Source organism: Paenalicyclobacillus ferrooxydans, assembly GCF_001399675.1.
GTDB lineage: Bacteria > Bacillota > Bacilli > Alicyclobacillales > Alicyclobacillaceae > Alicyclobacillus_B > Alicyclobacillus_B ferrooxydans.
In genome coordinates, this window is record NZ_LJCO01000058.1 from 39,151 (window position 1) to 61,486 (window position 22,336).

Annotated in this window: 22 protein-coding genes and 2 riboswitches; of the genes, 10 read left to right on the top strand and 12 right to left on the bottom strand. The window is 49.0% G+C overall.

Annotated elements, in window-relative coordinates:
• The first annotated feature begins 3 nt into the window (after nucleotides 1-3).
• The 3 genes from AN477_RS14180 to AN477_RS14190 all read left to right on the top strand — a co-directional run bounded on the left by AN477_RS14180 (nucleotide 4) and on the right by AN477_RS14190 (nucleotide 4,375).
• Nucleotides 4-459 (top strand): hypothetical protein, encoded by a 456-nt coding sequence (locus AN477_RS14180; protein WP_054969819.1) that lies wholly within the window; start codon nucleotides 4-6, stop codon nucleotides 457-459.
• 510 nt (nucleotides 460-969) lie between these two features.
• The gene (fdhF, locus tag AN477_RS14185; protein ID WP_054969872.1) at nucleotides 970-3,933 is read left to right on the top strand and encodes a formate dehydrogenase subunit alpha; all 2,964 of its coding nucleotides are present in this window, start codon (nucleotides 970-972) and stop codon (nucleotides 3,931-3,933) included.
• A gap of 1 nt (nucleotide 3,934) precedes the next feature.
• The gene (locus AN477_RS14190) at nucleotides 3,935-4,375 is read left to right on the top strand and encodes a helical membrane plugin domain-containing protein (RefSeq protein ID WP_054969820.1); all 441 of its coding nucleotides are present in this window, start codon (nucleotides 3,935-3,937) and stop codon (nucleotides 4,373-4,375) included.
• A gap of 10 nt (nucleotides 4,376-4,385) precedes the next feature.
• Here the strand turns inward: AN477_RS14190 and AN477_RS14195 are convergent, their stop codons facing one another.
• Nucleotides 4,386-6,065 (bottom strand): PAS domain S-box protein, encoded by a 1,680-nt coding sequence (locus AN477_RS14195; protein ID WP_054969821.1) that lies wholly within the window; start codon nucleotides 6,063-6,065, stop codon nucleotides 4,386-4,388.
• Between the two features lie 297 nt (nucleotides 6,066-6,362).
• Nucleotides 6,363-6,450: riboswitch (cyclic di-GMP riboswitch) on the top strand.
• Nucleotides 6,451-6,573: 123 nt separating this feature from the next.
• Here AN477_RS14195 and AN477_RS14200 point away from each other — a divergent pair.
• On the top strand, nucleotides 6,574-8,160 hold the full coding sequence (locus AN477_RS14200; protein ID WP_054969822.1) for a methyl-accepting chemotaxis protein: 1,587 nt from the start codon (nucleotides 6,574-6,576) through the stop codon (nucleotides 8,158-8,160).
• Nucleotides 8,161-8,196: 36 nt separating this feature from the next.
• Complete coding sequence (locus AN477_RS14205; protein WP_054969823.1) at nucleotides 8,197-8,607, top strand: chemotaxis protein CheW; 411 nt, start codon at nucleotides 8,197-8,199, stop codon at nucleotides 8,605-8,607.
• 278 nt (nucleotides 8,608-8,885) lie between these two features.
• Here the strand turns inward: AN477_RS14205 and AN477_RS14210 are convergent, their stop codons facing one another.
• The gene (locus AN477_RS14210) at nucleotides 8,886-10,754 is read right to left on the bottom strand and encodes a sensor domain-containing protein (RefSeq protein ID WP_157061978.1); all 1,869 of its coding nucleotides are present in this window, start codon (nucleotides 10,752-10,754) and stop codon (nucleotides 8,886-8,888) included.
• A 437-nt stretch (nucleotides 10,755-11,191) separates the two neighbouring features.
• On the opposite strand from AN477_RS14210, the gene AN477_RS14215 reads away from it, so the two are divergent.
• From AN477_RS14215 to AN477_RS14230, 4 genes are all read left to right on the top strand, one after another.
• Nucleotides 11,192-11,587, top strand: coding sequence for a bacteriohemerythrin (locus AN477_RS14215; RefSeq protein WP_054969825.1), 396 nt, complete (start codon nucleotides 11,192-11,194; stop codon nucleotides 11,585-11,587).
• Nucleotides 11,588-11,865: 278 nt separating this feature from the next.
• Nucleotides 11,866-13,005, top strand: coding sequence for an N-acetylglucosamine-6-phosphate deacetylase (gene nagA / locus AN477_RS14220; RefSeq protein WP_054969826.1), 1,140 nt, complete (start codon nucleotides 11,866-11,868; stop codon nucleotides 13,003-13,005).
• Nucleotides 13,006-13,125: 120 nt separating this feature from the next.
• Nucleotides 13,126-14,112, top strand: a complete 987-nt coding sequence (locus tag AN477_RS14225) for a phosphotransferase enzyme family protein (protein ID WP_054969827.1) — start codon at nucleotides 13,126-13,128, stop codon at nucleotides 14,110-14,112.
• A 46-nt stretch (nucleotides 14,113-14,158) separates the two neighbouring features.
• Nucleotides 14,159-14,485, top strand: a complete 327-nt coding sequence (locus tag AN477_RS14230) for an MGMT family protein (protein WP_054969873.1) — start codon at nucleotides 14,159-14,161, stop codon at nucleotides 14,483-14,485.
• A 101-nt stretch (nucleotides 14,486-14,586) separates the two neighbouring features.
• On the opposite strand, the gene AN477_RS14235 is transcribed toward AN477_RS14230, so the two are convergent.
• The 10 genes from AN477_RS14235 to AN477_RS14275 form a co-directional block, all read right to left on the bottom strand.
• Entirely contained in the window at nucleotides 14,587-14,835 is a 249-nt protein-coding gene (locus AN477_RS14235) for a hypothetical protein (RefSeq protein ID WP_054969828.1), read from the bottom strand.
• A gap of 91 nt (nucleotides 14,836-14,926) precedes the next feature.
• Nucleotides 14,927-15,175: a hypothetical protein gene (locus tag AN477_RS14240; RefSeq protein ID WP_054969829.1), complete on the bottom strand. Its 249-nt coding sequence runs from the start codon at nucleotides 15,173-15,175 to the stop codon at nucleotides 14,927-14,929.
• A gap of 120 nt (nucleotides 15,176-15,295) precedes the next feature.
• Nucleotides 15,296-15,544 carry a hypothetical protein gene (locus AN477_RS14245; protein WP_245631831.1) on the bottom strand — a complete coding sequence of 83 codons (249 nt, stop codon included), beginning with the start codon at nucleotides 15,542-15,544 and terminating at the stop codon, nucleotides 15,296-15,298.
• Nucleotides 15,545-15,592: 48 nt separating this feature from the next.
• Nucleotides 15,593-15,844, bottom strand: a complete 252-nt coding sequence (locus AN477_RS14250) for a hypothetical protein (protein WP_054969831.1) — start codon at nucleotides 15,842-15,844, stop codon at nucleotides 15,593-15,595.
• Between the two features lie 137 nt (nucleotides 15,845-15,981).
• Complete coding sequence (locus tag AN477_RS25705) at nucleotides 15,982-16,107, bottom strand: hypothetical protein (RefSeq protein WP_281176349.1); 126 nt, start codon at nucleotides 16,105-16,107, stop codon at nucleotides 15,982-15,984.
• A 226-nt stretch (nucleotides 16,108-16,333) separates the two neighbouring features.
• A complete protein-coding gene (locus AN477_RS14255) occupies nucleotides 16,334-17,389 on the bottom strand; it encodes a polysaccharide deacetylase family protein (RefSeq protein WP_054969832.1) in 1,056 nt (351 codons plus the stop codon).
• Between the two features lie 288 nt (nucleotides 17,390-17,677).
• A complete protein-coding gene (locus AN477_RS14260; protein WP_054969833.1) occupies nucleotides 17,678-18,322 on the bottom strand; it encodes an amino acid ABC transporter permease in 645 nt (214 codons plus the stop codon).
• Nucleotides 18,322-19,134 carry an amino acid ABC transporter ATP-binding protein gene (locus tag AN477_RS14265; RefSeq protein WP_054969834.1) on the bottom strand — a complete coding sequence of 271 codons (813 nt, stop codon included), beginning with the start codon at nucleotides 19,132-19,134 and terminating at the stop codon, nucleotides 18,322-18,324. Before AN477_RS14265 ends, AN477_RS14260 begins: the two co-directional genes overlap by 1 nt.
• Nucleotides 19,112-19,759, bottom strand: a complete 648-nt coding sequence (locus AN477_RS14270) for an amino acid ABC transporter permease (protein ID WP_054969835.1) — start codon at nucleotides 19,757-19,759, stop codon at nucleotides 19,112-19,114. The genes AN477_RS14265 and AN477_RS14270 overlap by 23 nt, the downstream gene beginning before the upstream one ends.
• Before the next feature lie 150 nt (nucleotides 19,760-19,909).
• The gene (locus AN477_RS14275; RefSeq protein ID WP_054969836.1) at nucleotides 19,910-20,779 is read right to left on the bottom strand and encodes a substrate-binding periplasmic protein; all 870 of its coding nucleotides are present in this window, start codon (nucleotides 20,777-20,779) and stop codon (nucleotides 19,910-19,912) included.
• Between the two features lie 418 nt (nucleotides 20,780-21,197).
• Nucleotides 21,198-21,364, bottom strand: a riboswitch (cyclic di-AMP (ydaO/yuaA leader).
• A 273-nt stretch (nucleotides 21,365-21,637) separates the two neighbouring features.
• Here AN477_RS14275 and AN477_RS14280 point away from each other — a divergent pair.
• Nucleotides 21,638-22,168 carry a cysteine hydrolase family protein gene (locus AN477_RS14280; protein ID WP_054969874.1) on the top strand — a complete coding sequence of 177 codons (531 nt, stop codon included), beginning with the start codon at nucleotides 21,638-21,640 and terminating at the stop codon, nucleotides 22,166-22,168.
• Nucleotides 22,169-22,336: the final 168 nt, after the last annotated feature.

Sequence of the window (22,336 nt, forward strand, 5' to 3'; positions counted from 1 at the left end):
TAAATGTGGCGGATCGCCGGCACGTTTCTAACAAGTTATCTGTGGCTCTGTCTTCTATCCGTTATCTGTATGGGCCATCCTTTTGCGCAGCGCCTCCTATTGCTTCTTTGGATAGTGCGAGTCGCATGGATTATGGAAGCTGAGCGGCAAAACGGCAAGCAATTGGGCGCCTTGCTCGGACTCCTCGCGTTCAGCCAACTCCCGGGTATTCTCCTCGTTTTTTTTAGCGGCTGGTATGCAGTCGCCAGAATGGCAAGTGAGTGGCCGAGCGGCCTCATGGAAATCTGGTATCACCCGTTTATCTATCTCCTCGAGTTGCTTCCCTCTCGTCGTTTGGGTGAGTGGTCCGACTTGTATTTGGCCACAAGCCTTGTCCCCATTTTGATGCTTCTCTCATGTTCTTTATGCTGGCTGATTTTGAAGAGGTTCAAAACGCGGTGGGTCAGGCGGCTCCACTGATGAGCTGATGCGCGGTGTATCCTTGGGCTATGTTGAGTGTCTCCCTGGGCGCCGTTGGGTGTATCTTTGGGCTATGTTGAGTGGTGCTCTGAGCGCCGTTGGGTGTCTTCGTGGACCATGTTGAGTGCTGCCCTGAGCGCAGTTGGGTATCTGAGCGCCGCTGAGTGTCTCTCGGGGTCTACGCCTTCGCTCGGTTCGCATGTGTCGCACGGTTGGTAAACTTGACATCCCTCGTTACTTTACTAAAATTACATAAGAAGCTATATAAAATCACTTGGAATTTTCTCACGTGATCCATATTTATGTAACACAGAGCATCATTTATGTAACACAGAGTTTACGTAACTCGGAACACTGTTGCACTTTCACCTGAACCGTCTGTCGAATGTTGACGGTGGATGATTTTGACCGCTCGACTCCAAAACTCCTGCTGGCTTCTGACTCTGTTTCGTTTTTTCAGAGTTGGATGGCTTGTGAAAGGAGAAATTCGTCGTGTACTGGAAAGGGAGTATGGGTTTGAATATCGTGGATTTCACGCTCAACGGTATACCTCAACAAGCAGTTGAAGGGACGCGAATTCTCGATTTTCTGAACGACCAAGGCATCGAACATCCGCACATTTGCTACTCTGATGTACTGGGTCCGATTCAAAGTTGCGACACCTGTATGTGTGAAGTCAATGGACAAATCATGCGCGCATGCTCAACGGTCATTCAAAGTGGCATGGATATTTTGACAAAGTCCGATCTTGCTTCCGGGGCACAAGCTGAGGCGATGGACCGGATCCTCGAGAATCACCTGCTTTATTGCACCGTATGCGACAACAACAACGGCAATTGCCGCATACATAACACAGCCGAGATGCTCGACGTGAAGCACCAGACCAGGCCCTTTCGCCCGAAAGGGTACGAGAAGGACATGTCGAACCCCTTCTACCGCTACGATCCAGATCAATGTATCCTGTGCGGACGTTGCGTAGAGGCTTGCCAGGACCTTCAGGTGAACGAAACCTTGAGCATCAACTGGGAGAGCGACATGCCCCGCGTGTTGTGGGACGGCGGCGTCTCCATCGATGAGTCTTCCTGTGTATCCTGCGGTCATTGCGTCACGGTATGCCCGTGCAACGCGTTAATGGAGAAGTCCATGCTTGGCGAAGCCGGGTTTATGACCGGTATGAAAGAGGACCTGCTCAGTCCAATGATTGACTTGGTCAAAGAAGTGGAACCAGACTACAAGACCATTTTTGCGGTCTCCGAAGTTGAAGCTGCGATGCGTGAGACGAGAACCAAGAAGACCAAGACGGTCTGCACCTTCTGCGGCGTGGGCTGCTCGTTTGACGTCTGGACGAAGGGCCGCCAAATCTTGAAAATTGAGCCGAGCGAAGATGCGCCGGTAAATAGCATCTCTACCTGTGTGAAAGGTAAGTTTGGTTGGGACTTTGTGAATTCCAAGGAACGCCTGACCAAGCCGTTGATTCGCAAAGGCGACGCTTTTGTGGAAGCAAGTTGGGACGAGGCACTCGACCTTGTCGCAGAGAAGCTCGGCGGCATCCGGGACACGTACGGTTCGGATGCACTCGGATTCATCGCGTCTTCGAAGATGTCGAACGAAGAGAACTACCTGATTCAGAAGCTCTCCCGACAAGTGTTTGGGACGAACAACGTAGACAACTGTTCGCGCTACTGCCAATCGCCTGCTTCTTGGGGTCTGCAGCAGACAGGCGGTATCGGCGGCGATACCGGCACGATTCAGGATATTGCAGGCGCAGGCCTCGTCATCCTGATTGGCTGCGCGCCAGCGGAAGGCCATCCGGTCCTCGCAACGCGCATCAAGAGGGCTCATAAACTGCACGGGCAGAAACTGATTACGGTGGACCTTCGACGCCACGAGATGGCCGACCGCTCAGACCTCTTTATTCGACCGAAGCAAGGTACCGACTATGTCTGGCTGGCTGCGGTTACGAAATACATGATTGAGCAAGGTTGGCACGATCCGCTCTTCATCAGCGAGCGCGTAAACTACTACAATGAATTTGTAGAGGCCTTGGAGCCGTTTACGCTCGACATGGCGGAACAGACCACCGGGATCACCAAGTCGACGCTAATCGAGATCGCCAAAATGATTCACGAAGCCGACGGAACAGCCATCTGCTGGGGGATGGGCGTGACGCAAAACATCGCAGGCTCCCATACATCGGCCGCCATCGGCAACCTCTTGCTGGCGACAGGCAACATGGCACGGAGAAACGCAGGCGGATTCCCGCTGCGCGGACACAACAACGTCCAGGGCGCGAGCGACATGGGGACCATGCCGAACATCTTCCCCGGCTACCAACCGGTGACGAATGATGCGGTTCGCGCGCGTTTTGAAGCGGCGTATGGTCGGGAGATCCCAAGTCAACCAGGCCTCGACAACATCGAGATGCTGGCTGCCATTGAGTACGGTAAGCTGCGCGGGATGTACATCTGCGGAGAGGATATGGCATGGGTGGATGCAAACTCCAACCACACGCAGGAGATGCTTGCGAAGCTCGATTTTCTTGTCGTACAGGAGATCTTCATGACGACGACGGCACAGTTCGCGGACGTCATTTTGCCTGGGGCACCTTCGCTTGAGAAGGACGGGACGTTTACGAACACGGAACGCCGCGTGCAGCGCTTCTATCAGGCCTTGCCGACGCTCGGCGACGCGAAGCCGGACTGGCAGATCCTGATGGCCGTTGCAAAAAAGATGGGCTGGGACTGGGGTTATACACATCCTAGCGAAATTTTCGCAGAGATGGCGAGTCTGACGCCGTGGTTTGCGCAGTGCGACTACGACGTGCTCGAAGGCTGGGGCAGCTTCCACTGGGGATCGACAGACGGCAGCAATACCCCAGTCCTCTATGCAGACGGGTTCAACTTCCCGGACAAAAAGGCGCGCTTTGCACTCCATGACTACGTGCCGCCGGTAGAGTTCCCGCAGGAGTTCGACCTGACCCTCGACAACGGCCGCTTGCTCGAGCAGTTCCATGAGGGCAATCTGACCAGCAAATCTGCAGGTATTCAACACAAGCTGCCAGAGGTCTTCGTCGAAATTTCTCCGGAACTTGCGAAGGAGCGGGGCGTTGAATCGGGATCGCTCGTACGGCTTGAGTCCCCGTATGGCAGTGTGAAGGTGAAGGCACTCGTAACCGATAGAGTAGATGGAAAGACCGTGTACCTGCCCATGCACTCACACAGTCATGAAAATGCAGTCAACCTGTTGACAGGCAACGCGGTGGATGTCAAAACCCACACCCCAGCTTATAAGCAGACCAAGGTACGGCTTGAGGTGTTGCGCAAGGATGGAAAGAGCCCACTGCCGAAAAACAACCATCGAAATGCCACGAGAACACCGCAGATGGGTGTCCAAGTGGAGCGAAAGTGGATTCGGGATGACTATGAGCCCATCGCAGCGGTGAATGTTGCGCTTGGTGCAGGGGGGATTCAGTAATATGGCAGCACCGATTCAGAAAGTCATCCGACAGGAACCCGTCAAAAATCCGCTTGAGTCTGGGAGCCCGTCGGCTTCGGAGGAACTTCAACTATTGGTTGAAGAACTGCATCAGAGCGGGGTTCTCGAGGCTGCACGGTCGATGCTTGGAGCAAAGGATTCCATCGCCAAAATCCTGGTCGAGCAACTGCTGAGAAAGGATGTACTGACGCTTATCAACAATTTGATGGCGGCAGGCACCGTTCTGACAAAGCTCGATCCAGCGCAGCTCGAGCGTTTGACCGAAGGACTGAGTGCCGGGGTAACAGAGGCACATCAGACAATCGAAGCGAATCAGTCAATCAGTATCATGGGACTTTTGAAGACATTGCAAGACCCCGATGTAAACCGGGCACTCCAGTTTGCCATCGGGTTCCTCAGGGGTCTCGGGAAAACTATCTAGTCTAGAAGGATTACGGAGACGACGCGACAAAGGCCGTTTGCGAAGGGGCAACCGCTGGAAATGACAGGTGAACGGTTGTTCCATATCCGACCCTGCTTTCAAATCTCATGTTTCCTTTGTGGCGAGTGACAATCTGACGACATACGTGGAGGCCGAGGCCAGTGCCCTCGGCCTTTGTCGTGTAAAACGGATCGAATATCCGATTGAGTTCTGTTTGGTCAATCCCGACCCCAGTATCGCTGACATCGATAAAAACCTCGTGGCCATGACTCCAGCTTTCGATGTGAACCTTCCTGCATGTGGGTGATAGGGCATCCATCGCGTTTCGTACCAGGTTGATGAGCAACTGTTTCAGATGATTTTCATCGCCGAAGACATGCGCAGCGCCTGCACTGCCCTCGGTGATGAATGTGATGTTACGGAGCAGAGCCTCAGGTGCCAGAATTGCGTAAACGGCCTCTATCAACTTGGCGACGTTCACGTATTGATAATGAAAGGCCTGAGGTTTCGCAAGGAATAGAACTTCCGTGACGATGTCCGCGATCCGCTCAAGTTCCTCAGTCATAATGCCGATGTATTCAGTCATTTTCTCTGTTTGTGTGTGTGGAATGATTTTCAAGAAACCAAGCAGAGTGGTCAAGGGGTTTCGAATCTCATGCGCAACACCGGCAGCAAGCTGTCCGAGTGCAGATAGTTTTTCGGATTGGACAAGCCGCTGTTCTGCCCGAAGACGGTCTGAAATGTCCCGGATGGTCAGTGCAAAGCCCATTGTGACCTTGTTCTCGTCGACGATTGGAAACCCGGACACGGAGACGGGCGTGTTTTTTCTCTCAGCGGTTTGACAGACTGTCTGGTATTCACTGATGGATTGTCCGCTTGATATCCGATCCATGATGGCAGTAATTTCTTCAATATGCTCAGGTTGCGCGAAGGGTGTGTTGCGCCAATGACGCCCATTGCATTCTGTGCGAGAAAGACTGCACATCTGTTCAAACTTGGTGTTGATTTTTAGAATACAACCTGCCGGATCAAACAGTACGATGGCATCTGTATTGTGTTCGATAAATGATTCAAGTTGAATGAGTACAGAGTGAAGTTCTCGTTCGAGACGTTTTTTCTCAGTGACGTCGGTGTACAACACTTGTACATGCGGAGTTCTGCCAAAGATGAGGGGGGCGGCAAGGAACTCTACGTCAATCATTTTTCCGTCGAGGCGCCTGAGTCTACGGTTGACGTATGTACCTGTGGGAGCATGGGTCTCCAGAAGCGTCCGAAATACTTGACGCGCATGGTCATGCACATCTTCCGGTAACACATCCCATACTGAATGCCCGACCAGATCATCGACCATTGAAGCACCAAGGAGTTTCAACGCAGAGGGATTGGCATATACCCACTTTTCGTTGCTCTGAACGAGAAAGGGCTGTGGTGAAAGTTGAATCATTGTTTCATACCGCTTTTCAGTGGCTAGGTTTCGCTGAAACAAACGGTAGAAGAACCAAACTGAGATCAGATAGACGGTGAAGGCCCGCAAAGAGGCTAAGACGGCAATCGTTTGAATGGAGAAATGGTGTGTCCAGAAAGGATAGAAGATATCGGTTACCAAGAGCCAGATGGGGACAATAATAAGGTACGCCCAAACCAGGATTGAACTCGATGGCTTTGCAGCCCATAGCGACCTGTGTCTCATACGCGCATCCTTTCTCCTGAAAGTATAATGCGTGCTATTCAATTTTAATTATCTAATAAATTTCTAATTTTTAAAAGTAGAATGTTGACAATAGTATGACAAATTTATGCTTGACAACCTGCGTCGTTTGAACCTTCATGGGGCTTATCATTTCACCAGGTGAGCCTGTACCTGCGGAGAATGTATCCGAAACTGAGCCCAAGGGAACCAGGTAGTTTGGACTAGTCTTACCAACGACTTGAAATAGTTGAAATGTACCTTATGCAAATATATTGAGGTGGTAAGTTTAGGTACGGAAATAAATAAGGGCACAGTAGAGGAAACTCTATGTCGCAAAGCTACGGGTCTAAGGGCGGGTAGCGCCTAAGATTGCCGAGTTGCTAAACGATTCTGTTCTCTATTGGGGTGCCCGGCTTGAAATGGGCATCTCTTTTCGTTGGAGGTGACAAAATTGTAAACTGCAGCAAGCACACAGGGATTTAATTAAACCAAGAATGGGGACATATCTATGAGGCTCTCAATACGTACCATCACCGGTAAATTGACATTCATGTTATCTATTCTGACTCTTATTATTGTCGTAGCTGCCGGTGTGGCGGTGTACCAGTCATCCAAGCTTACCCGGAATGTATCTTCATCTTCATCAGAAGCTCAGTTTAACTCGACTGCGGTGCAGGCATATATTAATTTCTTATTGCTGGATGACCAGGCTAACATGTGGGTCGGTTTGGCCAACTTCAATAACACAAAGGCATCAGGCCTATCCGACAGCACATTAAATCAGGTTACTAAGGCCCAAAACACGTTAAATAACGCGATTACCCAGCTACAGAACCTGACGACTTCCTCACAAGAGCGTCGAGTTCTAACCAAACTCCAATCGGATGCAACAGCTTACGAGAACTACATTAACCAAGTAAAACAATACCGTGATACAAGCCTTGGACAAGCACAACAGATTATGTATATAACGAATTCAACTGCATCGACTAATTTGCAAAATGACTTGAATGCCTTAATGACCTATTCAGGTAACCAACTCACAAGTAACTCCGTTGGATTAATCGGACAGTTCAGAAATCTTGCTTTGATTTGTTATGTACTCATTATTCTCGTTTCCTCATTTCTCATCTTTTACCTGAGACGTCTACTCACTCCACTTGGACATGTTGTCGACTTGGTACGTAGAGTTTCAGACGGAGATCTGACAGAAGAATTCGAGGTTAAAAATGACGACGAGATTGGGCAACTGGGGAAATCCGTGAACGATATGGTTATCCATCTTCGGCAGATTATGAATGGTATCATGAGTGCTGCAGAGAATTTATCTGCAGCATCGCACGAAATTTCTGCTGCTACAGAACAAATCGCGTCCGGGAGCGCAACTCAAGCGGAATCTGCCGAGACAGTCAACCAACGATTCAAAGAGCTGTCCACGGCTATCAATTCCGTTGCAAAAAACGCCGAGCAGGCTGCTGAAATATCATCACGAACTGTAGAAGTCGCTCACCGAGGTGAGCACATTGTTCAAGGTTCTGTATCCGGTATGAGCAAAGTCAGTGAACAGATGGCCAAACTCAGTGAGGATTCTGATCGTATCGGTGAGATTGTTGAAGTCATCGACGACATTGCTGAGCAGACAAACCTTTTGGCACTGAATGCAGCGATTGAGGCAGCACGAGCAGGCGATCAAGGTCGAGGTTTTGCGGTTGTAGCAGACGAAGTTCGTAAATTGGCTGAACGCAGTGTCGAAGCCACCAAGCAGATTGCGTCCATCATTAAGACAATGCAGGGAAATACTCAGATGAGCGTAGATGCTGTCAACCAAGGAGTTATTTCGACTCAACAGAGCGGGGAGGCATTCGCAGAGATTGCCTCAATGGTCGCGACATCGGCAGATAAGGTGACTGAGATTGCGGCAGCTAGCGAACAACAAGCGGCCCAAGCTTCGGAGGTGCTAACGGCGGTTGAAACGATTGCGGCATCTGCGGAAGAGGCCGCAGCTAGCGAAGAAGAAACCGCATCCTCAACACAGTCGCTGGCTGAATTGGCGGAAGAACTCCACGGATACGTGTCCGTATTCAAACTCAACTAATCAATCTGCGCTAAATTGGGAAAGGAGCAGAATGGTGTGACAACCGCGGAACAGCACATTGGAGTACAAGTGAATAACGAGCACTATGCAATACCGATTCTTGATGTTCACGAAATCATTCGGATGCTGGACATTACATATGTCCCTGATACAAGAACAAGCGTACTTGGTGTGATTAATCTACGTGGGAAGACGATTCCGGTGATGAGCCTTAGCGAGAGACTCGGATTCTCAGCCGAAGAGTACACTCCTCACACACGGATTGTAGTCGTGGCCTGTGATGAGGGTGAAATTGGAGTAATCGTGGATAGTGTAAATGAAGTATTGTCTTTCAACGACATCCAACCATCGCCCGAAAACGGTAAGGTCGAATATCTCTTGGGAATCGGGGTAAAAGGCAATGTTTTGATGAGTATCTTAGACCTCAAACAGTTGGTGTCCTGTTGAGGCGGTGAACTGCGCCCGCCTTTGATTAGATGCTGGAGCTTCTTGTTTACCTTGCCGTAGCCCGACAAGTTTATAGACTGCGCATCCGCTTGACCACTCCCACGGCTAAAGTCACGGGGGTGGTCAAAGTGGCTTCTGGGACGCATTGTTTTACATGGACAGAAGGGGAGAGAGCTAAACGGTGTTTCATCTCTTCAAGACTGCTTTTCGTTAATCGCCGGCGGGTAAGCATAATACAACTGCTTTCATATCGGGCAGCCTTCGTGCCTTTGAGAAAACTAGTTTCGATATCCAGAAAGCTGGAATTGAAGAGGATTTTCTACACTCTTATTTTCCAATTCTTGTGCTGATAAGGGCGGACTGAAGAAATAGCCTTGATACAAGTCACAGTTTTCTTCTGCCAACACCTGAAGGTTCTCTAAGGTCTCTACTCCCTCTGCGACTACCTTCCATTGGTTGAAGTGTGCCAAGGAAATGAGTGTGGAGACGATGGAACGATCGATCAAGCTGTTTTGGATATTGCTCACAAATGCTCGATCGATTTTTAGATAATCGAGAGAAAGGTGTTTTAACATGCCTAATGAGTTGTATCCCTGCCCAAAGTCATCGATGAAGACCTTAATGCCCATGTTCCGAAATTCATAAATTGCTGCTCTCGCCTTCTGTTCATTCTTCATTAAACTTGTTTCAGTTATTTCTATAGCAATCAGCTCAGGGGCAACGTGGAATCTTTGTAATGTGTATCCGAATTTTTCCACAAAATGATCTTCGGACAATTCACTAGCTGATACATTAATCCCGATAGGAACCGCCGGTATGTTGTGGTTCTTCCATGACCTAATTTGCTCACAAACGGTCCGAAGAACAATCTCCCCTATTTTACCGATAAGTCCAATGTCTTCAGCGACGGGAATAAAGTCGATAGGCGGCACTCTACCCAGCAGGGGATGTTGCCATCTAACTAAGGCTTCGGCGCTAACGATTTGTCCAGTCCTAATGTCGACCTGGGGTTGATATTCAACAAAAAACTCGTTCCCAATGTGAACAGCGCGCCGTAAATCATTCTCAACTTTTAAACGGGAGTAAGTGGCTTGTTGCATAGAAGGTAGATGAATCTCGTATCTATTTCTGCCATTTCGCTTTGCGTTGTACATGGCTTGGCCAGCGCTTTGAAGGAGTGAATCAGAAGAGTCGCCACTAACGGGATATATAGCAATGCCTATGCTTGCTCCTATGCTGAGTTCATATCCTGATACCGAGCATGGGGGTTGGATAGTGGCTAATATCCTCTCCGCTACAAATATCGGGACACTGACGTTATCGATTGAGGGCAACAAGACGGCGAATTCATCACCACCAAACCTTGCAACCACACTATCGCCGTCAATCTCGACAATACAGTCGTTTATTCGCTGCCCAACAACCCGAAGCAGCCCGTCTCCGACCGAATGACCCAGCCCATCATTGAGAGTTTTGAAGCCGTCTAAGTCTATGAATAGAACGCCCAACTTTCTCGATTGAATTTCTGCAAATTCTAGCGCGGTCTTAAGATGGTCCGTGAAAGTACGCCGATTGCATAATGTAGTCAGTTCATCTATATGAGCCATTCTCCAAATGCGCAGTTGAGCTTGACGCGTATCTGTAATGTCTCTCATAACTACGTAATATCCACCAATTTGTTGAAACTTATTCATTGGTATAATGCTGTTCGTCAACATGCGTGTCTGGCCATTTTTCGTTTTAAGCGATACTTCAAATTCACCGACATCTTCGCCTTGTATTGCTTGCTGCATATAACCAGCCCATTTTTCATATTGAAGCATATCTTGTAAAGCTGTGTGATCCATTGCTCTGAATTCCTCAAGGGTATATCCGGAAACGCGTTGAAACATTGGGTTGCACCGCAATGGTTTTCCGGTTGGATCCAAAACGATGATGGCACTCGAGTTCTGAAGAAACAGTGATTCAAACTTATTGTTCTTGTCTTGAATGATGGCCATCTGACGATGTTGATTTTTGAGATGCCACAAAACAAACCCATATATAGTAGGACTGAAGATCATTACCATCCAAACAAGGTGAATGAGAGAACCGACGATTGTATCTAATTTCCATTGTGGTTTGAAAACCCATTGTCCAGTTCTCATGTAAATGATCCCTGTAAGCAATTCGATACAAAATAGCACAACGAACGTATTCAAGTATCGCTTGTTCACCGATATCCACCGCCCAGTCACCTAAGCATCGAACGTTACACGTTAGTAAGTATGATTACTTTAGTTTGTTATCGTACTACGGTAAATAGTCCGATGTGACCAAATGATTCCTTTGACGTTACTGCAGTGGCGGCTTCAGAAGAGCTCGCGGCGACGATTCACGACTTGAAATCGATGTACGCTCATGTTGCCAATATGGCCAACGAGTTCGTAGCAGAAGCGGCGATAAAGTAATGCACGTTATTTTCGGATCGTCCGAATGATTACCAAGATAGTCCGAGTGAGGGATAAGTCATTAGAAATTATATTGATAAACTAAATAATTGTTAGATGTTCATATTTTGCTGCAGCAAACGGGAGGCTCAAGAATGGCACTAGTAACGTGGGACGAAAAGTACAGTGTGGGAAACGGAATGATCGATAAGCAACACCATAGCCTTGTTGACCTGATTAACCAGCTACACGATGCAATGAAGGAGGGGAAATCCAAGGAGAAGGTGAAGCCTACCCTGGACGCGCTGCTGAAGTACACCAAAGAACATTTCACTTACGAGGAACAAAGGATGCAGGCCGCGAATTATCCCCTGTTCTCTGAACATAAGAAGCAACACGAGGGGTTCGTTGCCAAAGTCGAATCATTTATTACCGATTACAATAGTGGCAAAGCAGGACTGAATTTCTCCATTATAAACTTCCTGAAAGACTGGTTGCTCAACCACATTGCAGAATCGGACAAGAAGTACCGCAGCTACATGCAAGGCTAATCTAAGCTGCGTCGAACTAAACATGCGCAGATGGACGGATGGCAGACCTGCTCTTCGTCCATTTTTGTTTCCAAGGCTTATACTTATACGGATGACACTTTTGACATGCTTGTGACGTTCGGTGATATGCCGGGTGATATAAACTGGTGCATCGAGAAAATTCCAAATGCGTTCACCCTAACGGTGATTCATCGCCAACCGATGTATACAGTGGTTCTGGCGCTTAACAGGTTGGAATCTTATATTTTTTGATTTCTACAGCTGGGAGATGAACACCTTTGCAACGTTTTGAGGGGAACCGGGTCGGCCCTGATGGAAGCATTCAAACAATTGTACTCGAGGTCAATGACGGGCAAATTCAGAGTGTGAAAACTTACGATCAAGTTGATGAAACTTTACCGTTCATTGTTCCTGGGTTCATCGACGTTCATGTCCACGGCGGTGGTGGTGCTGATACGATGGACGCTACCAATGCTGCATTTAGCACCATTGCGCAAAGTCATGCCAAGACTGGCACCACGTCTCTATTACTAACCACGGTGACAGAGTCAGTCGATGCGATTGATAAAGTTGTCACTCTGGCGCAGGAATTTATTGCGGCGGGAGCAGAAGTAGGGGCCGGAGTGATCGGAGTTCACTTGGAGGGCCCATTCATTCACCCTGAAAAACGCGGCGCTCAGAGACAAGATATGATTATCGATCCAGATCCCGTATTGGCGTCTCGCTGGTTTGATTCGGGAGTTGTAAAGATGATCACTATGGCACCCGAACGTCCACATGCCCTCGAGGTGGCTAGACTAGCGATGGAACAGGGAATTGTTGTTGCCGCAGGTCATACCAAGGTGGGCTCGGAAGGGCTGTATGCAGCTGGCAAATGCGGGTTCAGTCATATCACCCATCTATGCAATGCCATGGACCCATTTTTACACCGTAATGTTGGACCTGTTGGACATATCATTGAAGATGAAGGATACACGGGTGACATGATTTGTGATGGAATACATCTGTCTGCGGCTATGGTAAAAGCCTTGGTTCGATCTATAGGAACCCATCGTCTCATGTTGATTACCGATGCTATGCGTGCGGCAAACTTTCGGGATGGAAAATACGACCTTGGCGGGTTACAGGTTTCCGTAGAAAATGGAGAATGTCGTTTGGAAGATGGAACCTTGGCAGGCAGCGTTTTGACGATGGCACGGGCGTATAAAATGGTCCAGAAACTTGCAGGTATTACAGCTCGGGAAGCAGAACAAATGGCATCCACAAACCCGGCAAGGAAGATCGGTTTGGATAAAAAAGGGCGAATAAAGGTGGGGTATGATGCAGACCTTGCCTTTTTGGACAATGCAGGAGACGTAATTCGCACCGTCGTCGGTGGGAAGATAGTGTTCGAAAAGTCGATTCAGGCGAAGTCATGAGCAGGACGGCAGGATTCACAACTGCCTTGCTCGTGGGATTTGGGTTACGATGGGGCCGGGGACAAACGTGCAACCTTTTTCGCACGCTTTCCGCTTTGACAAGATAGGGGGATAAGGCGATTGAATCATTACTTTCCGGCGATGCACAGCACATTTTCCAGCGAAGCGTTGCAGGATTTTGTTAATACGCATTATGATGTTGGATCCGTCGTGGGGTGCAGACTACTGACGAGGGGTCTGAACGATACCTACCGGGTGGATACAGAACGTGGCCGGTTCGTTCTTCGAGTGTACCGGACACCCTGGCGCAGCAGGACAGAGGTTGATTATGAGCTTGACGTGCTCACCTACCTGAACGACTGCAACATTCCTGTATCAGCGCCGGTCAAAAACTGCGCCGGAACCTTCACTACAGAAATTGCTGCCCTGGAAGGAACCCGTTTGATGACGCTGTTTACCTACGCAAAAGGGTCTATCCCGCGGCTGGACCCAGAAATCAGTGCTGAGTATGGTCGAACGGTTGCAAAGATTCACCAAGCAACAGATAACTTTTCAAGCCATTATCGTCGATTTAATCTCGATTTTCAGCATCTCCTATACGAGCCGCTGGAGCGTATTCGTCCCACAATGACTCAGTACGGCGGAGATGTCACTTATATCGAGTCCTGGATAAAAACCATCACCGCTCATGTTTCTATCGAGTTGCTAGATTTCGGGTTTTGTCACGGTGACTTTCATGACTGGAACACACACTTGGACGAGGGGATACTCACCGTCTTCGACTTTGACTGCTGCGGAAAAGGGTTTCGTGCGTATGATCTGGCAGTATTCCTATGGAACCTGAAGACCAATTATAAGGGGAAGGAAACAGAGAATTGGTCATCTTTTCTGGAGGGATATAGAGAAGTGCGACCGCTCTCCGAAGCAGACCTGAATGCGATTCCGTTCTTTGTGGCAGCAAGGAGAATCTGGCTCGCCTGGATCTATCTCACGAACGAGGATGTCTGGGGGACAGCGATTGTCAACGAACGCTTTTTTCAGTCTTTCGTCGACCAACTGCAAGAAGACGAACGTGAACTTGGTATACCGCTGACTGGGTTGTCATAATCACCTGAACGTAGTTACGAGGGTGGAATTGGAGGGGAAGACGCTCTTGGAGGCATTCACGCAAAGGGTGATCGAGATCGTCGGGAGCATACCAGAGGGCCGAGTGATGACCTACGGGCAGGTGGCTCGGAATGCGGGAAGTCCTCGTGCCGCGCGCCAAGTGGTGCGAATTCTCCACTCGATGAGCAAAAAATACAAGCTTCCCTGGCACAGAGTAGTGAACGCCAAAGGGGAGATATCGATCCAAGATGATGCATCCTATGAGATGCAAATACTCCTGTTGCAAACTGAAGGGATCGAGATGGCCGAGCGGGGCCAGTTAGACCTTATCAGGTATCAGGTCAAGGCACAGGACAGGGCTCCTAAAACCTGATCAAAGAAGGTATATTCCCACGATGATATAACTATCGAGGGAATATACGCAGGTCAAACATCAAATCTCGAGCGAGCGAGGGAATATACGCAGGTCAAACATCAAATCTCGAGGGTGGGCGAGATCTTAAGGTCTTGGTCATTTATCATCCCATCAATGACTTCAAGGTTGTCGAGCATCACGTTTAGTGCTGACATCTGAACACTGAAGACGCCAAAGTTACCGCCGTGGGCTGTATTGAATTTCATGTTTGCATCCCAACCACCTACAGAGTTTTGTCCAACAAACACTGCTCCGTTCTGCTGAGGTGTATTTACGGTGATTGCACCAGACAGGATAAAAGCTGGCAAACGACCATCCCCCTCACTGTTTGACGCTTCGCATCGGTGCGAAAAGTAAGCACCTATTATCTCATCCCATATTCAATCCTAATTTCCATGACTAAAACATCAAGCTGGATGAGGGCTTGTTGTCCATGTCATTCATCACGCCATCAATGTACTCAAATCCGTCCATGAGGTAGACTTGGGTGTACATTTCAAGATTGCCCGTCCCAAACGCTGCACCGTGTCCAATGTTAAACTTTTGGTTTGCATCCCAGCCTGTAATGGAATTCTGCCCAACAAAGATACCTGCGTTTTGATTGGGCGAATTGGAGTAAATCACTCCAAACTGTATGAAAGTCGCCATCGCAACTCGCCCCCTCATTTGAAATGCACCGCTAACGATTTACCACCTGTGGTTCCCCCAGGTCCCATTAACGTTTCGTCAGGTTCCTGTCTGTTTGCGTTAACGTTCCGCTTGCAGCGGCTAGAACTGCATTGAAGGTGAGATTTTCATGTCGTTTGCATTCACCATTCCATCGATGAATTCGAGATTGTCTATCATAAGGGAACCGCCGGTCAGGTTCGTGCTTAAAATGCCAAAGTTGCCGCCCTGTGCGGTGTTGAACTTCATATTCGCATCCCAATTCCCCGCGGTATTCATTCCTATAAAGACGCCTGAGTTTTGCTGTGGGGTGTTGGAAGCTAGGGCTCCGATCCAAATGAACGCTGGCACTGAAACAACTCCCTTCCGGTTAAAATAGTTGCTGGTGATCCCGGTACACTAAAACTGCACACTCGGTGAGGCCTTAATGTCCTGCTCGTTGATGTTCCCATCGAGGGCCTCCAGGTTATCAATCATCAAGGAACCTGCAGTGATGTTGACACTCATAAAGCCAAAGTTACCACCCTGTGCAGTATTAAATTTCATGTTTGCATCGTAATTACTCTGGCTGTTCATGCCCTGGTTGACACCGAATGAATTTTGCTGAGGTGTATCGACAAATATAGGTCCGGTAAATATAAAAGCCGGCAAGACATCAGCCCCTTAGCAATGTGGTAATTCAAGTGTATGTCCTTGGGGTATGTCCTAGTTCAACCATTCTGAGCATCAGATAAAGTCATATGTAAGAACCCGCTTACGCGGGTTCCGGAGTTGTGCTGTATTCTAAATCAATACACGGGTGTTGTCTGGCTGGTCGTCACCGTGTAGGGAACGAGTAGAATGAACAGAACAAAGATGATGAGAAACACAACAGCCCAGCGTGTATATCCTCCAAAGCATCCGGCACCGTACATCTGCTACACCCCTTATCTACAGGAATCAATTCCTTCAAATCATACGTTTTTTCCCGGGGGCAGTGACGGCATATGCCTAGCCAAGCAAGGACAAATATCCATGGTTTGGGCGAAGTGCCGAATGGCGTAAGCTGTTAACTCACTGGAGCGAAATGCACATCAGTACGTCGAGTGCACATCATTAGGTGGACTGCACATCATCAATTCGTAGCATCAATGCACATCATTAAGTGGAATGTACATTGACTGGGTTCGATTTCTGTGGGGCCTGTGGGACAAGCTCTGCAGGTGACCCAGCGGTGGTGAGGATTTTGTTGATGACCTCCTGCGGGTTTGGATACAGACCAACGTCTACGCGCCGAATGTACCAACTGCTCGTCTTTGCAGTGTTATATCCAGAGGCGGTTGTGAAGAAATAGCTATACCCGGCTGCTCTGGCAGCATCGTACGCGACGAGGTTTCCATAACCGTAGGGCCAAGCAATTTCATTCACAGGGTGTCCAAGATGTTGTTCAATTTGAAGCCGTGCAGTCAAAAAGTCATGATAATCCCGCTCAAAGTACTGTGTTGGTGTTTGCCATTTTCCCTGGTAGTACGCGGTATTGAACGCGGCCGTTAGGTGCCCGTGTACATCGACCAGATAATGCAGGTTGTACGTATGACTCTCAATCGCCATCCCAGCCTTGGCCATTGCCTGAACCTCAGGCCAGGTCATAAAACCGGTTGGTCCGGCGTCTTGTCCATGCGTGATGATGAAAAAGGTTCCAGTCATGTGATTTCGCAGAAGAATGGGCAAAGCGTGAGTGTACATACTTTTGTATCCGTCATCAAAAGTGAGCAGTACTGCGTTTGCCGGGATGGTGTTTCGATGTTGCATCCAACCTACAAACTGCTGGTTCGTAATGGCGTTGAAATGGTACTGATGCAGTGACTGCAAGTCTTGTGCAAATACCGTGGGCGACATGTTGAACTTGGAATTTAAATGCAAGGACATGTCATGGAACGAAATTACGACAACGCGATTGGTATAGTAGATATCTTTTTTCAAATTAACGTCGGACACTTGCGACGCAGACAGATGGGATGGCACAAGCTCCATCGCATAAGTCGGGACGTGCCTTGGAGGTTTTTTCACAGTAACGGTTTGAATCTTTGGCTGGTGAGAAATTGAAGGCACTGGGGATGACTTTGCTTGCGTTGCTGACAGACCGCAACCAGCCAACATGGTCATCATGGCCGCGGACATTAGACCCGCAACTGCGATATTTTTGCGTGAACTCATTGGGATGACCTCCTGTCCTCAGCGCCATGTTATCCGGTTCCTTTATCCCGATAACGATTGCGGTTCAGATGATAGACAACCTTCATTTCTGATGATGACGCTATTGTAGCAACTGCCAACTCGTTTGGTAAGTACCCCAAGATGAGACTTTCTTTAAGCTCAGTACTGATTACATTCCTTAAATATGAGTACTGATTGCGTTCTTGTCATTTGAGCGAGAACAAAAAAATGTCCCGGACCGAATAGTCCGGGACGGAAGCGTGACTGAAGGCTTTGATGTCAGCGACTTCAGCGGTAGGCAGTAGCTCGCTTCTCGAGACGATACCCGATACGTCCAATCACGAGGCTCATGATGAGATACGCAGCCGCCGCCATGAGGTAGAGGGTTCCAGGTGCCTCCGTGGCATCAGCTCCGAGGCGTGCCTGGTACATGATGTCAGCGTATCCAATCAGGTAGAGAAGTGTCGTGTTCTTTAACTGCAGTACGACAAAGCTGGTGAGGGCAGGGAGCATCAAGGCAAAAGCCTGTGGCACAATGACCTTGCGCATCGTGATCCAGCGGCCGAGGCCAAGGGCAGATGCGGCTTCGCGTTGGCCTTGGGCGACGTCCATGATACCGGATCGAAAAATTTCCACCGCATACCCAGTTCCATAGGCCACCAGCCAAATCAAGCCTGCCGTCAATGGAGACAAGTTGATGCCAATTTGGGTCAAGCCGAAAAAGATAATAAACAACTGTAGAATGGCCGGCAGACCTCGGATGATTTCAACATACCAGCCAATGACAAGCTTGATGACAGGGTGACCATACAGTCTCCCTGCTGCAAACAGGATGCCCAGAACGAACGACAGCAGTGTTGATAAGATGGTCAAAATCAGGTCCTTCAGCGCTCCGATGGCTATCGGACTGATGTACAAACCGACAATATGCATTACCTACCCCCTCCGTGACCTACAGCAACTTCCCTTTCTAACTCGGTAGCGTGAACGGGGTTCAGTACACGCTTCAGGAAGGCCTGTGCACGTCCCGTGCGTGGATTCTCAAGCACCTCGCGGGATGGGCCCTTTTCAATGATCCGGTGATCCGCCATAATGACGACCGTATCGGCGACCTCTTTGGCAAACTGCATCTCGTGCGTCACCAGCATCAGGGTCATGCCGTCCTTGGCAAGCCGTTGAATGGCATCGAGGACTTCACCGACAAGCTCTGGGTCGAGCATCGATGTGGGTTCGTCAAACAGCATGATCTCCGGTTCCATAGCCAGTGCACGGGCAATTGCGACCCGTTGCTGCTGACCGCCTGACATGCGCTTCGGATACTTGTTGGCGTGTTCTGATAACCCGACCATGTCAAGGAGTTCCATCGCCTGTTGGATGGCCTGCTTTCGTGGAACCTTTTTTACTTCAATGGGGGCAAGGATGACGTTCTCGAGTACGGACAAGTGCGGAAACAGGTTGAACGTTTGAAAAACCATGCCTACCCTTGTGCGGATATCGTTCAATACCTGTTTTGATGGGAACTGAGATCCCTTGTTTAACTGATGGTTAAGGACCTGCAGGCTTCCCTCATCAAATGGGTGAAGCCGATTGACGCACCGGATCAGCGTACTTTTGCCGGCACCACTTGGTCCAACGATGGCAACCACCTCACTCCGGTGCACATCGAGTGAAACATCTTCGAACACGACGGTTTTGCCGAATCGCTTGGTCAGATTTCGAATGCTAACTACGACTTCGTTGGACATTGAGTTCCCACCTCGCTAGCAGTTTAGAAAGCACAAGGTAAAAGACAAAGTAGATGACACCAGCCTCAAGCAACATATCAAGCGGCAAAAAGTTGTTTGAAGCGGCTGAATAGGCCTGGAACATCAAATCGGAAATGCCGATAGTGAACACCAGAGAAGTGTCCTTAATCAAGTTGCTCAGTTGATTTGTTGCTGGCGGCAAGATGGTAAAAAAGGCTTGCGGCAGGATGACTTTCCGCATGATGGTTCGGCTCGGCATGCCGAGGGCCGAGGCCGCTTCAGTCTGCCCTTTATCTACACCGAGGATGGCCCCGCGGAAGATTTCTCCGTATTGGGTTGCGTAAAACGCGCCGAGACTGACGACGGCTGCTGTAAAACCGGATAATGTTAGGATGTTGCCGAGACTGTAATAGGCGAGAAAGATGATAACCAAGACGGGTACGGCTCGCACGATCTCGATGTACCACGTTCCGATGAGGTTCAAGGTCTTGGACGTGGAAAGCCTCATGAGGGCTAGGATGAACCCGAAAACGAGGGCGACCACAAGAGACGAACCGGTCAACTTCAAGGTAATCAAAACACCTTTCATCATGTCGGGAAAGTACTGCACCCATTGCTGCAACAACTCGGCCACTCCTCCTTCCTTCTCAAAGATGAATGTTGGTCTCACTCAACATGTTGGTGTCGTTCAAAATGTTGGGTCGTTCAAAATGAAGGTTTCTACTGAGGGGGCTCCAGTGGATGAAGCCCCGATCATTCGGATTCGTGTCTCGGCTTAGTTGCCGCTGTAAGTGTTGGGTGCGCTTGCAATGCCTTTCAAGAATACGGAACTTGTCATTCCGTACTTGTTGAGAATCTTCTGCTCTGTTCCGTTACTGGCGATTTGTTTGAGATAGGCATTGAGTTTAGCGAGGAAGGCAGTACTGTACGAGCCCTTCGGCACCCCGTAGTAACCACGCAGGCTCGAGATCGGTGGTGCAATCGAAGAAGGTACAGCACCTAAGATCTTGATTTTCAGATTGGGGTTCTTCTGCTTCGCCCAGGCAACGTCCGTGTCAGGTTGCAGGTCTGCATTCACACGCCCTGTGGAGAGGGCCAAGAAGCTTTCAGCAACGGTGCTGTACTGCTTCACAATTGCACCAGGAATGTTTTGAGCTTCTTTTACTTCTGCAGAACCGACAACGACGGCGATCTTTTTCCCTTTGAGGGAAGCGAGAGTAGGTGATGTAACGGTTGGGTTTTGTGAGTTGACGGCAATCACGTCGTTGTAATTCAGCATTGGTCGACTGAAATCAAGCACATTGGCGCGTTTTTTTGTGTAGTAGATATCGATTGTCAAATCATCCCGTTTGTCGGCGACAGCCTGAATGGAAGATGAGAACGGCATCGAGTCAATTTTCAGGTTCGCTCCCAAACTTTTTGCGAACCCGCGTAGAATATTCACGTCATATCCAGTCCATTGCTTAGTTGAAGGGTCTTGAAAATCCTCCGGTGCGTATGCAGACTCTGCGATGGTTAAGGTATGGGTTGATTCTACCTTGCTCAAAAGGTTGTTCGAGCTGCCGCTTGTACCGCAACCCGCAAGCGTGAATACCCCGATCGCTGCGATTGCCACAGGAATGGATATTTTTGATAAGCGCTTCAATAGTCAGATTCCTCCCTCAAAAAGACAGATCAGTCCTATGAACTTTTGTAGGCGTTAATTTTGTGCCGGTTAGTTCGTGTACAGGTTGACTTTTGTTCTTGTTGACTTTCGTTCGTGTTCATTTTTGTACACGTAATTTGCGTGTGCAGAAATTTGTTCGAGTAATCGATTCTGCACCAATTCGTAATCCACAGTGTTACCAGAGTGTCTAGGATTGGCGCCTTAGGTGACCACATCGTCCCGGAAAATTGAGTACTCGGACATACTTCTGTTCAGGAAAGCCCGTGATGAAGAAAATAATTATGTACCTCCCTTCAAACGCAATAGAAAAGCATGCTTACAGGTCGATCTCTTTGGCACGGACTGTGCCGCCAGACTGATACAACAGTTGAGTTTGGGAAAATAGAGTGCAAAGCCCCAAAGCACATCATTCGCCTACGAGGTTAGCTGACGGGTTCGGCGAAACGAATTCGCCTATGATCGATAGCTGGGAACAATCGGTCAACTCACCCCTGAAACTTGGTTCCCCCGTTTTCACGCCTTCGTCCCTTTGGGACGACGTGTGAAATTCGGCCAGTCTGTGTATTTGGTATGAGGTATTTGATTCTAGCCTAGCACAAGGTCCTTGGAAGCCGCAACCAAGCCTGTCCATGCACAGACGGTGAGACGTCCTTGCATGACGCGACAATCCTATGTCACAAACTAACGCGAACCGCTGCTTTACCACACCTCATTTATAAGAAACCGTAAAATTTCGTTTGCACCTGTGCATGCGCTATAGTGAAAGGAGTTTGTTTGCCCAACCAGTGAGAATAGGAGTGATACATTTTGCGCACAAACCGTCCTGCACTGCTCGTCATGGATGTTCAAAACGGGATTGTGTCCCGATTTGCGAAAAGCGAAGATACGCTTGCGCCGTTTCAAAAAGCCGTTGCAGCGGCACGTGAGGCAGGAGTCCCAGTGATCTTCGTACGTGTCGGCTTCCGCAATGGCTATCCCGAGGTGAGTCCGCGCAACAAGTCCTTTTCTGCCATCTCGAAACATGGAGGAATGACCGTGAGTGAAGCATCGACACAGATTCATGAGTCGGTTGCTCCATTGCCGAGCGAACCTGTTGTCACCAAACTTCGGGTTAGCGCGTTCACAGGAAGTGACCTTGAAGTCATTCTCCGCGGACAGTCTGTCGACACACTGGTCCTGTGCGGCATCGCTACGAGTGGTGTAGTTTTATCTACATTGCGGGAGGCTGCAGATAAGGACTATGGCTTGGTCGTGCTCTCTGATGCTTGCCTAGATGCAGACGAAGAGGTGCATCGCGTTCTCTTGGAAAAGGTGTTTCCGCGCCAAGCAGACGTTGTGACCGTGGACAACTGGATCGCAACACTCTGACTGTAAGAATTTTGTGTGATCCGTCCCCTCCAGCCTGTATAATGGTGTTATCGTCGATCTACCAACCGGTCGGTTTTGATTTTCTGACGATTAGCCAAAACGGCGAAAGATGAGGGCCGAGAGGCGAGGCAACGAAATGCTCTCGAAGCCACTTCAGGAGGGGATTCA

What these genes read in the sequence shown, in the direction of transcription:
- AN477_RS14180 (WP_054969819.1), top strand. Translation starts at nt 4, where the DNA reads ATGTGGCGGATCGCCGGCACGTTTCTAACAAGTTATCTGTGGCTCTGT.
- fdhF (WP_054969872.1), top strand. Translation starts at nt 970, where the DNA reads ATGGGTTTGAATATCGTGGATTTCACGCTCAACGGTATACCTCAACAA.
- AN477_RS14190 (WP_054969820.1), top strand. Translation starts at nt 3,935, where the DNA reads ATGGCAGCACCGATTCAGAAAGTCATCCGACAGGAACCCGTCAAAAAT.
- AN477_RS14195 (WP_054969821.1), bottom strand. Translation starts at nt 6,065, where the DNA reads ATGAGACACAGGTCGCTATGGGCTGCAAAGCCATCGAGTTCAATCCTG.
- AN477_RS14200 (WP_054969822.1), top strand. Translation starts at nt 6,574, where the DNA reads ATGAGGCTCTCAATACGTACCATCACCGGTAAATTGACATTCATGTTA.
- AN477_RS14210 (WP_157061978.1), bottom strand. Translation starts at nt 10,754, where the DNA reads ATGAGAACTGGACAATGGGTTTTCAAACCACAATGGAAATTAGATACA.
- AN477_RS14215 (WP_054969825.1), top strand. Translation starts at nt 11,192, where the DNA reads ATGGCACTAGTAACGTGGGACGAAAAGTACAGTGTGGGAAACGGAATG.
- AN477_RS14240 (WP_054969829.1), bottom strand. Translation starts at nt 15,175, where the DNA reads ATGGCGACTTTCATACAGTTTGGAGTGATTTACTCCAATTCGCCCAAT.
- AN477_RS25705 (WP_281176349.1), bottom strand. Translation starts at nt 16,107, where the DNA reads ATGTACGGTGCCGGATGCTTTGGAGGATATACACGCTGGGCTGTTGTG.
- AN477_RS14255 (WP_054969832.1), bottom strand. Translation starts at nt 17,389, where the DNA reads ATGAGTTCACGCAAAAATATCGCAGTTGCGGGTCTAATGTCCGCGGCC.
- AN477_RS14260 (WP_054969833.1), bottom strand. Translation starts at nt 18,322, where the DNA reads ATGCATATTGTCGGTTTGTACATCAGTCCGATAGCCATCGGAGCGCTG.
- AN477_RS14265 (WP_054969834.1), bottom strand. Translation starts at nt 19,134, where the DNA reads ATGTCCAACGAAGTCGTAGTTAGCATTCGAAATCTGACCAAGCGATTC.
- AN477_RS14280 (WP_054969874.1), top strand. Translation starts at nt 21,638, where the DNA reads ATGGATGTTCAAAACGGGATTGTGTCCCGATTTGCGAAAAGCGAAGAT.